The following is an 8,889-nucleotide window of genomic DNA, read 5'->3' on the forward strand; positions in this document are numbered from 1 at the left end:
GCGTACCGGTACCGGTACGGGGCTGCGCCCGGCGGGGCGGGCGTGCGGCTGGCCGGTCCGGGGCTGCGCCCCACCGGCTCGGGCCCGCGGCTGTGCCCCGGCGGCGGCTCGGGCCTGCGGCCCCCGGCAACCGGTGGTCCGGGCCTCCCGCCCCCGACCACCGGTCCGGGCCTCCCGCCCCCGACCACCGATCCGGGCCGGGCGTGTGCCTCCGGCTTCTGCGACCTGCCGGTCAGCTCAGACGGGGCAGCCCCCGTCTATCGGCGGCCGCGCCGAGCTGGACTTGCGGCGCTAATGGCCCGCGGCCACCCCTCCGGGCCTGCGGCCCCCCGGCCACCGACCCGGCCCCCTGGCCACCGACCGGGGCCTACGGGCCTGCGTCCGGCCTGCGGCCACCTCCGGGGCCTGCGGCCACCTCCGGGGCCTGCGGCCACCTCCGGGGCCTGCGGCCCCCGGCCCCGGCCTGCGGCCCCGGCCTGCGGCCCCGGCCTGCGGCCCCGGCCTGCGGCCCCGGCCTGCGGCCCCGGCCTGCGGCCACCGATCCGGGCCGGGCCTCCCTCATCGGCTCGTGCGACCTGCCGGTCGGCTCAGCCGCGCAGTCGCCGTGTAGCGGCCGCCGCGCCGGGCTCGACCACCGGCCGTGCCGGTCCGCGGTCGCCGCGCCGGGCGGGGTGGGCGTGACGGTCCTGCCGTTCACACCCGCGGCACGCCCATGACCTCCCGCGAGTGCAGGTCCGGTACCAGCCCCAGCCGCCACGCCTGCCAGCCCTCCACCGGATCCACACCCCGGCCCAGGATCACCCCGTAGGTCTCCAGGCAGTCCGCCAGCCGGCCGTCACGCGCCGGATGCGGCGCCTCCACCAGCCGGGCCAACTCCGCCCGCGCCTCCTCCGGCACACCCGGCCCCGCCAGACCCACGTACGGCAACAGCGTGCACCGCAGGAACCGCGCCCAGTCCTCCCCGCGCCGGTCCCCGTACGAGATGAACAGCCGCACCGCCTCCTCGCACAGTCCCAGCGCCTGCGACAACCGCCCGTTGCCCGCGTCCACCACCGCCAGCTCCAGGCACGTCCACGCCTCACCGTGCGCCAGCCCGATCCGCTGGAAGTCCGCCCGCGCATCCACCAGCAGCTGCCGGGCGAAGCCCGAATTCCGCAGGTTCCCCGTCTGCGCCGCCCGCTGGTCCCGCGTCACCCGGCCCGAATGGTGCCGGGCGTGCGCCAGCCCGTACACGTCCCGCATCCGCGAGAACATCGTCCGCGCCCGCTCCAGCTCCCGCACCGCCCGGTCCCGCTCCCCGCCCACCTCCAGCGCCTGCCCCAGGTAGTACTGCGTCCACGCCTCCCCGCGCGCGTCCTCCGCCTCCCGATGCCGCGCAAGCGCCTCCCGCAGCCGCTCCACCGCCGGCTCCGGATCCCCGGCCACCACCCGCGCCCGACCCAGCTGCGTCAGCGCCCAGGCCTCACCACGGTCGTCCCGCGTCCGCCCGTACAACTGCAACGCCAGGTCCAGCTCCTTCTCCGCCTGCCCCACCTCACCGAACCGCAGGTGCACCTGCCCCAGCTGGAAGTGCGCCCACGCCTCCCCGTGCACGCTCTCGCTCTCCCGGTGCAACTCCAGCGACGCCTCCAACAGCCGCGTCGCCTCCGCCAGATGCGCCAGATCCCGCTCCACCGCCGCCAGCGCGTGCAGCGCCCACGCCCGGTCACCCGCCAGCTCCGCCGACTCCTGCAGCACCAGCGCCTCACGGATCCGCACCGCCGCCTCCGGCAGATTGCCCTGGTGGTGCAGCGTGATCCCGAGCGAGACCAGCGCCATCGCCGCCCCCGCTTCCTGGTGCGCCTCCATGTACTGGTCCACCACCGACGTCAGCGTCGTCCGCGCCTTGTCCAGCTCGCCCAGCTGACGCGCCGCGATACCCGTACGCCACTGCACCGACCGCACCAGCCGGCCCTGCGCCCCCTCCTGACCCTGCCGACCCGCCTCCACCGCCTGGGTGAGCTCATCGATCTCACCCAGCCGGTACAGGTCCCCGCGCAGCAGGCAGAAGTCGCACAACGCACCCAGCAGATCCAGCACCGCCTGCTGGTCCACCCCCTCCGAATGCCGCAGCGCCGCCGTGATGAAACTCGACTCGTCATCCAGCCACCGCAATGCCGCGTCCAACGAGACGAAGCCGTGCCCGCCGAACTGGTTCGCCCGCGTCGACATCTTCCCGTCGACCATCCGGATCACCGAGTCCGCCAGCTGCGCGTAGTTCCGGATCAGCCGCTCGTGCGCCGCCACCGCCTGCGCCCGGTCCTCGTCCGCCGCCAACCGGGCCGCCGCGTACGCCCGCACCGCGTCATGCATCCGGAACCGCTGGCCCCGGACCCGCTCGATCAGCCCGGCCTCCCACAACTCCTCCAACGTCCGCAACGCCGCCTGCTCCGGTACGTCGGCCAGCGCGGCCGCCGCCGCACCCCCCAGCGAGGCCCGCCCGGCCAGCGGCAACCGCCGCAACAGCAGCCGGGCGGGCTCGGCCAGCCGGGCGTCCGCCGCCCGCAGCGCCGCCTCCACCGGATGCACCCCGCGCCCGCCCCCCTCGCCCATGGGAGCCTCCACGCCGTCACCCACCAGCGGAGCCAGCATCCGCAGCGCGAGCGGCAGCCCACCGCTCACCTCCACCACCGAAGCCACCCCGGCAGCAACACCCGCGGCACCCACAACACCCGCAGCACCCGTGGCCCCCGCCGCCCCCGGCGCCACCGCCCGCACCAGCTCCGCCGCCGCGTCCCCGTCCAGCCGCTCCACCGGCAGCTGATGGACCCACGCCGCCAGATCCTCCGGCAACTCCAACGGCTCCCGCGCCGTCACCAGCACCAGGCTCTCCGAACGCTCCGGCACCAGCATCCGCACCTGTGCCGCGTCCACCGCATCGTCGAGCAGCACCGTCACCGGCAACCCCCGCAAGTGCTGGTGGTACAACTCACCCAGCCGCCTGACCTGCTGCTCCGCCGACGCACCCTCCCGGAACAGCAACTGCTCCCGCGGCGCACCCAGCCGGTTCATCAGGTGCAACAAGGCCTCCCGCGTCGACAACGGCGCCTCACCCGGCTCCCCGCCCGGCGAACCGCCCCGCATGTCCACCACACACGCACCCCGGAACTGGTCCCGCAGCGCATGGGCCGCCCGCAACGCCAGCGCCGTCCGCCCCACCCCCGGCTCCCCGTGCAACACCACGACCACCGGGCGCGTCTGCGTACTCGCCCGCGCCGCCTGCACCCACTGCGCGATCCGTGTCAACTCCGCCCGCCGCCCCGCGAACCGGTCCGCCACATCCGGCAACTGCCCGAACGACTGCTCCAGCGCACTGCGCCGCCTGGCCTCCGCACTACGGTCCACCCCACGCAACTGCCCCGCCGCCCGCGCCGGCGACAGCCCCACCGGCCGGGGCGCCCGCGCCGCCGCGGCCACCGCACGCTGCTGCTCCAGGAACGGACGTATCCCGCGCACCTCCAACGCCGACAGCCACTGGAGTCTCAACTGCTCCGCCCCGCCCGGCCGCCCCAGCTCGCCGGCCCGCCGGTTCGCCGCGGGCACGTGCAGCGCCGTCACCTTCGCCACCGTCGCCACCGCCCCCGCGATCCCCACGACGGCGCCCGCCGTCAACGCCGTGCCCGCCGCCACACCCAGCGACAGGTCCGCCCCCACGGCGGCGGCCGCCGCGACCGCGGTCACCAGCACCGCCGTCGAGGTGTTCCCCCGCCGGAAGGCCTCACCCAGCGACTGGTCCCCGGCCGCCGCCTCGTCCAACGCCCGCACGTACGCCTCGTACTCGGGCGCCGCACTCGCGGCGAGTGCGTCCAGGGCCTCCCGGCCGCGCGCCAGCAGTGCCGCCCTGTCGACCACAGCCCCACCCGCGGCATCCGCCGAGCCCGCCCCCCGCCGGACCGCCTCGTCCACGGCCCGCTCCAACAGACGCTCGGCCTCACCACGATGGCTGTCCCGCATCGGCATCCCCTCAGAGAGCTCCGGCAACGTGCCCCCAGTGTCCTGCGGGTCTCCGCCGCGCGCGAGGGAATCTGAGCTAGTTCAGAGGGAAGCGACAATTCCTTCGCGCGGCCGCGTCGAAACACCCAAACTCCCCTGCACCGCAAGCGGGATGACGGACCACCGCTCTCCGGCGCGTAACCCCGCGCACCGTCCGCCAGTCGTAGCGAGCATCGCACCCACTCTCGACGGGGAAAGCTCCATGGACCGGATACCGGTCGCCTCCTACGCCCGAACCTCGCGGGACACCCCCCACCGCGACGCACGCGGCGTAGGCCACCAGCACCGCATCAACGAACGCACCGCCCACGAGCACGGCTGCGTCGTGGTCGCCACCTACACCGACAACGCGCGCAACGCGACCAAGGACGACCGGGAACGCCCCGCCTTCGACCACCTGCTCGCCGACCTCCACCGCGGCCACGCCTTCGCGGGCGGGCCGCTGCGGGGCGTCGTGGCCGTCGCGGACGACCGCCTCCACCGCATGCCTGAGGACTTCATCCGCTTCATGGCGGCGCTCACCTCGGCGCCGTGACGGGTCTACGTGGCCCGTGACGGCCTGCGCGATCCGTACACCGAGGCCGGAGACTGTTCCAAGGCGCCGCACGCCTCCAAGGAACCGTCACCGAGGGCGAGATGCGCAGCCGCCGGGTCCAGGACTGGCACCGGTCGCGGGCCATGGAAGGCCTGCCGCACAGCGGCAGGTGGTCATCGAGATGGGCCCGCCGGTGGCTCGCCTTCGCGGACCCCGAAGCAGAACTGGTGCACCGGCGGAGTGGTCCGGTGCCGGGGCAGAGTGTGTCCCATCGGAGGCGCGGGTCCGCCGCGGCTACGGTGATCCGGTGCAGCGCACCCCGGACCGCCTGACCCTTGCCGCCTTTGCCTCCACCGCGGTCCTGGCGGGTGGCAACGCGGTCGGGGTCCGCTTCAGCAACCGCGAACTCGATCCGCTGTGGGGCGCGGCCGTGCGCTTCGGCGCCGCCGCACTGGTGCTGCTGGCCATCATGGCGCTACGGAGGCTGGCGTTTCCGCGCGGCAGGGCGCTGGCCGGGTCCGTGCTCTTCGGCGTGCTCAACTTCGGCGTCACCTTCGCGCTCGCGTACTACGCGCTGGTCCGTATCCACGCCGGACTCGGCCAGACCATTCTGTCCCTGGTCCCGCTGGCGACCCTGCTGCTCGCAGTGGCCCAGCGCGTGGAGCCGTTCCGATGGATGGCGGCGGTCGGCACCGTCCTCGCCACGGCCGGGGTCGCCGTCATCTCCAGGGCGCCGCTCCAGGGCTCCATACCCCTGCTGTCCTTTCTCGCGATCCTGGGGAGCGTGCTGGCGTTCGCCCAGTCCCTCGTACTGGTGCGACGGCTGCCGAAGGTGCATCCGGTAACGATGAACGCGGTGGGCATGACCGCCGCGGCCGTCCTGCTCTTCGCGGGCTCCCTCGCAGCCGGCGACACCTGGCGGCTGCCGGACCGCCCGGCGACCTGGTGGGCCCTCGGCTATCTCGTCGTGGGAGGCTCCGTACTGACCTTCGTCCTCTACCTGTTCGTGGTCGGCCGCTGGGGCGCATCCAGGGCCGCGTATGTCTTCGTCATCATCCCGATCGTGACGATCATGCTGTCGGCCTGGCTCGACGACGAACCCCTCACGGCCTCCCTGCTGCTTGGCGCCCCCTTGATCCTGATCGGTGTGTATCTCGGAGCGCTCCGCAGGCACGGTACGCCTGGGGCCGACCGGCCCTGAGCGTCACGGGCCACTCCCGACACCCTCGCCGAGGCGCGAACGATCACGGCAGAAGCGGGAGGCGAGGCGAGTGGCTTCCTCGTTCCTACATGGTCCCGAGGTCGACCGTGACGCTGAAAGGTGCGGCGGCCTTCACGGTGCCGGTGAACATCTCGCCGTCCCTGTAAGCCTTGGTGGCTGGGTCGAGGACATAGGTGTAGACGATCGGCACCCCGGTGGCGGCCTGCTCGACCCGCCAGTAGAAGGGGATGCCGGCTTTGGCGTACTGGTCCACCTTCACGACCCGGTCGGTTGTTTCCGAACCGGGCGATACGACCTCGACGACCAGGAGCACATGCTCGGGGCGGGTGGGCGTGAGGTCGATGGTCTCCGCCCGGTAGACGGTGACGTCCGGACGGCGGTTGGTGAGTGGAACGTCCTGCAGGCGGACGTCGAAGTCCGTGTCGGCGTTCCAGTCCGGACCCGCGGCGGCGTCCAGGGCATTGGCCAGGAGCCGAGCCAGCCGGTTGTGCCGCTTGGAGGCGCTCGGGCTCACGACGACCATCCCGTCCACGATCTCGATGCCGGCGCACTGCTCCTCGGACCAGGAGTCGTACTGCTCCGCGCTGATCTGCGTGTGCATCCACGCGGGCGCCACCATCTCGGCGGACATGGAGTACCTCCTTCGAGGATGCGGTGCTGCTCGACTCAGCGTACTGCCCGCTTCCGGTCGGGCACCGGCTTTGGGTCGGGGCAGAACCTTCAGCGTCCGCAGGGCGACCTGGGTGCAAAAGGGGCGATCCGTATTCACCACGTGATGGCGCATGAGTGCAAATCGGCCAAGTGGGGCGGGGGCTTGCGGGCCGAACCGGCAGGGCCGTGTCGGCGTGAGAGGCTGGGCCGTATGAACCGGTTGGCTGGTGTGACCTCGCCTTATCTGCTTCAGCACGCGGACAATCCCGTCGACTGGTGGCCCTGGTCGGCGGAGGCGTTCGAGGAGGCGCGGCGGCGCAATGTGCCCGTTCTGTTGTCGGTCGGATACTCTGCGTGTCATTGGTGCCATGTGATGGCACACGAGTGCTTCGAGGACGACGACACCGCCGCGTACATGAACGAGCACTTCGTGTCGGTCAAGGTCGACCGCGAGGAGCGCCCCGACGTCGACGCCGTGTACATGGAGGCCGTGCAGGCCGCCACCGGGCAGGGCGGGTGGCCCATGACCGTGTTCCTCACCGCGGACGCCGAGCCGTTCTACTTCGGGACGTACTTCCCGCCCGAGCCCCGGCACGGGATGCCCTCCTTCATGCAGGTCCTCGAAGGCGTACGGGCCGCCTGGGTGGGGCGGCCCGAGGAGGTCGCCGAGGTCGCGCAGAAGATCGCGCGGGACCTGGCCGGGCGGCAGCTGGACTACGGGAAGGCCGGGACCCCGGGGCCCGAGGAGCTCGCGCAGGCGCTGCTCGGGCTGACGCGCGAGTACGACGCCGCGCGTGGCGGGTTCGGCGGGGCGCCGAAGTTCCCGCCGTCCATGGTGCTGGAGTTCCTGCTGCGCCACCACGCGCGCACCGGGTCCGAGGGCGCGCTGCAGATGGCCGCCGACACCTGTGAGGCGATGGCCCGCGGCGGGATCTACGACCAGCTCGGCGGCGGGTTCGCAAGGTACTCGGTGGACCGGGAGTGGGTGGTCCCGCACTTCGAGAAGATGCTTTATGACAACGCCCTGCTCTGCCGGGTCTACGCCCACCTGTGGCGGGCCACCGGTTCGGAGCTCGCGCGGCGGGTCGCGCTGGAGACCGCCGACTTCATGGTCCGGGAGCTGCGGACCGCGCAGGGCGGCTTCGCCTCCGCCCTCGACGCCGACAGCGAGGACCCGCTGACCGGCGAGCACGTCGAGGGGGCGTACTACGCCTGGACCCCCGGCCGGTTGCGGGAGGTGCTCGGGGAGGACGACGGGGCGCTCGCCGCCGGGTACTTCGGGGTGACCGAGGAGGGGACCTTCGAGCACGGTACGTCCGTGCTCCAGCTGCCGCAGGACGGGCCGGCGGTGGACGCGGAGCGGATCGCCGGGATCAGGGCGCGGCTGCTGGCCGCGCGGGCGGAACGGCCCGCGCCCGGGCGGGACGACAAGGTCGTCGCCGCGTGGAACGGCCTGGCCATCGCGGCGCTGGCCGAGTGCGGGGCGTACTTCGAGCGGCCCGACCTGGTGGAGCGGGCGACCGAGGCCGCCGACCTGCTGGTGCGGGTGCACTTCGACGCGGCCGCGGGCCGGGCCCCACGGCTGGCGCGGACCAGCAAGGACGGCCGTGTGGGCGCCAACGCGGGGGTGCTGGAGGACTACGGCGACGTCGCGGAGGGCTTCCTCGCCCTGGCGGCGGTGACCGGTGAGGGGGTGTGGCTGGAATTCGCCGGGCTCCTGCTGGACCTGGTCCTGGACCGCTTCACCGCCGAGGACGGGTCGCTGTACGACACGGCGCACGACGCGGAGAAGCTGATCCGCAGGCCGCAGGATCCGACGGACACGGCCGCGCCGTCGGGGTGGACGGCCGCCGCGGGAGCACTGCTCTCGTACGCGGCGCACACCGGCTCGGAGGCGCACCGTACGGCGGCCGAGCGGGCGCTCGGGGTGGTGCAGGCGCTGGGTCCGCGCGTGCCGCGTTTCATCGGGCACGGGCTGTCGGTGGCCGAGGCGCTCGTGGACGGGCCGCGTGAGGTGGCCGTGGTCGGGCATCCGGGGGATCCGGCGCGGGCGGCGCTGCACCGGGCGGCGTTGCTGGGGACGGCTCCTGGGGCGGTGGTGGCGGTGGGGCTGCCGCAGGCCGCGGAGGGCGGTGAGGGGGAGTTCCCCCTTCTGGCCGAGCGCACACTGGTGCACGACCTTCCGGCGGCGTATGTGTGCCGGCATTTCGTCTGCGCGCGGCCTACGACGGACCCGGTCGAGCTGGCGGAGCAGTTGGGCGCGGTTCGTCCCTGAAGTGCCCGGAGTGCCGCCAATTCCGTTTGTGTATATGTCGATTCAGAAACACGTAATTCATCGCCGCTGAGGCCGGATGTCATCTTCCCTGCCTAGTCTCATGGCTTCGGGAGTCACCGTTACGGCGTGCTGGGGGGTGCGTTCGGGGGGAAGCGGGGCGGCGGCGGGCCGGGG

General features: G+C 73.5%; 5 protein-coding genes. 3 read left to right on the forward strand and 2 right to left on the reverse strand.

Annotated elements, in window-relative coordinates:
- Positions 1-693: 693 nt before the first annotated feature.
- Positions 694-3,993 carry a tetratricopeptide repeat protein gene (locus tag AVW11_RS10685; protein WP_076043865.1) on the reverse strand — a complete coding sequence of 1,100 codons (3,300 nt, stop codon included), beginning with the start codon at positions 3,991-3,993 and terminating at the stop codon, positions 694-696.
- 241 nt (positions 3,994-4,234) lie between these two features.
- On the opposite strand from AVW11_RS10685, the gene AVW11_RS10690 reads away from it, so the two are divergent.
- Positions 4,235-4,567, forward strand: a complete 333-nt coding sequence (locus AVW11_RS10690) for a recombinase family protein (protein ID WP_076043857.1) — start codon at positions 4,235-4,237, stop codon at positions 4,565-4,567.
- A gap of 307 nt (positions 4,568-4,874) precedes the next feature.
- Positions 4,875-5,768 carry a DMT family transporter gene (locus AVW11_RS10695; protein ID WP_060178789.1) on the forward strand — a complete coding sequence of 298 codons (894 nt, stop codon included), beginning with the start codon at positions 4,875-4,877 and terminating at the stop codon, positions 5,766-5,768.
- An 85-nt stretch (positions 5,769-5,853) separates the two neighbouring features.
- Here AVW11_RS10695 and AVW11_RS10700 read toward each other — a convergent pair whose 3' ends face one another.
- The gene (locus AVW11_RS10700) at positions 5,854-6,420 is read right to left on the reverse strand and encodes a Uma2 family endonuclease (RefSeq protein ID WP_076043858.1); all 567 of its coding nucleotides are present in this window, start codon (positions 6,418-6,420) and stop codon (positions 5,854-5,856) included.
- A 231-nt stretch (positions 6,421-6,651) separates the two neighbouring features.
- Between AVW11_RS10700 and AVW11_RS10705 the strand changes: the two genes are divergently transcribed.
- Positions 6,652-8,715: a thioredoxin domain-containing protein gene (locus AVW11_RS10705; protein WP_076043859.1), complete on the forward strand. Its 2,064-nt coding sequence runs from the start codon at positions 6,652-6,654 to the stop codon at positions 8,713-8,715.
- Positions 8,716-8,889: the final 174 nt, after the last annotated feature.

The organism is Streptomyces amritsarensis (genome assembly GCF_001953875.1).
In the GTDB taxonomy this organism is placed as follows: Bacteria; Actinomycetota; Actinomycetes; order Streptomycetales; family Streptomycetaceae; genus Streptomyces; species Streptomyces amritsarensis.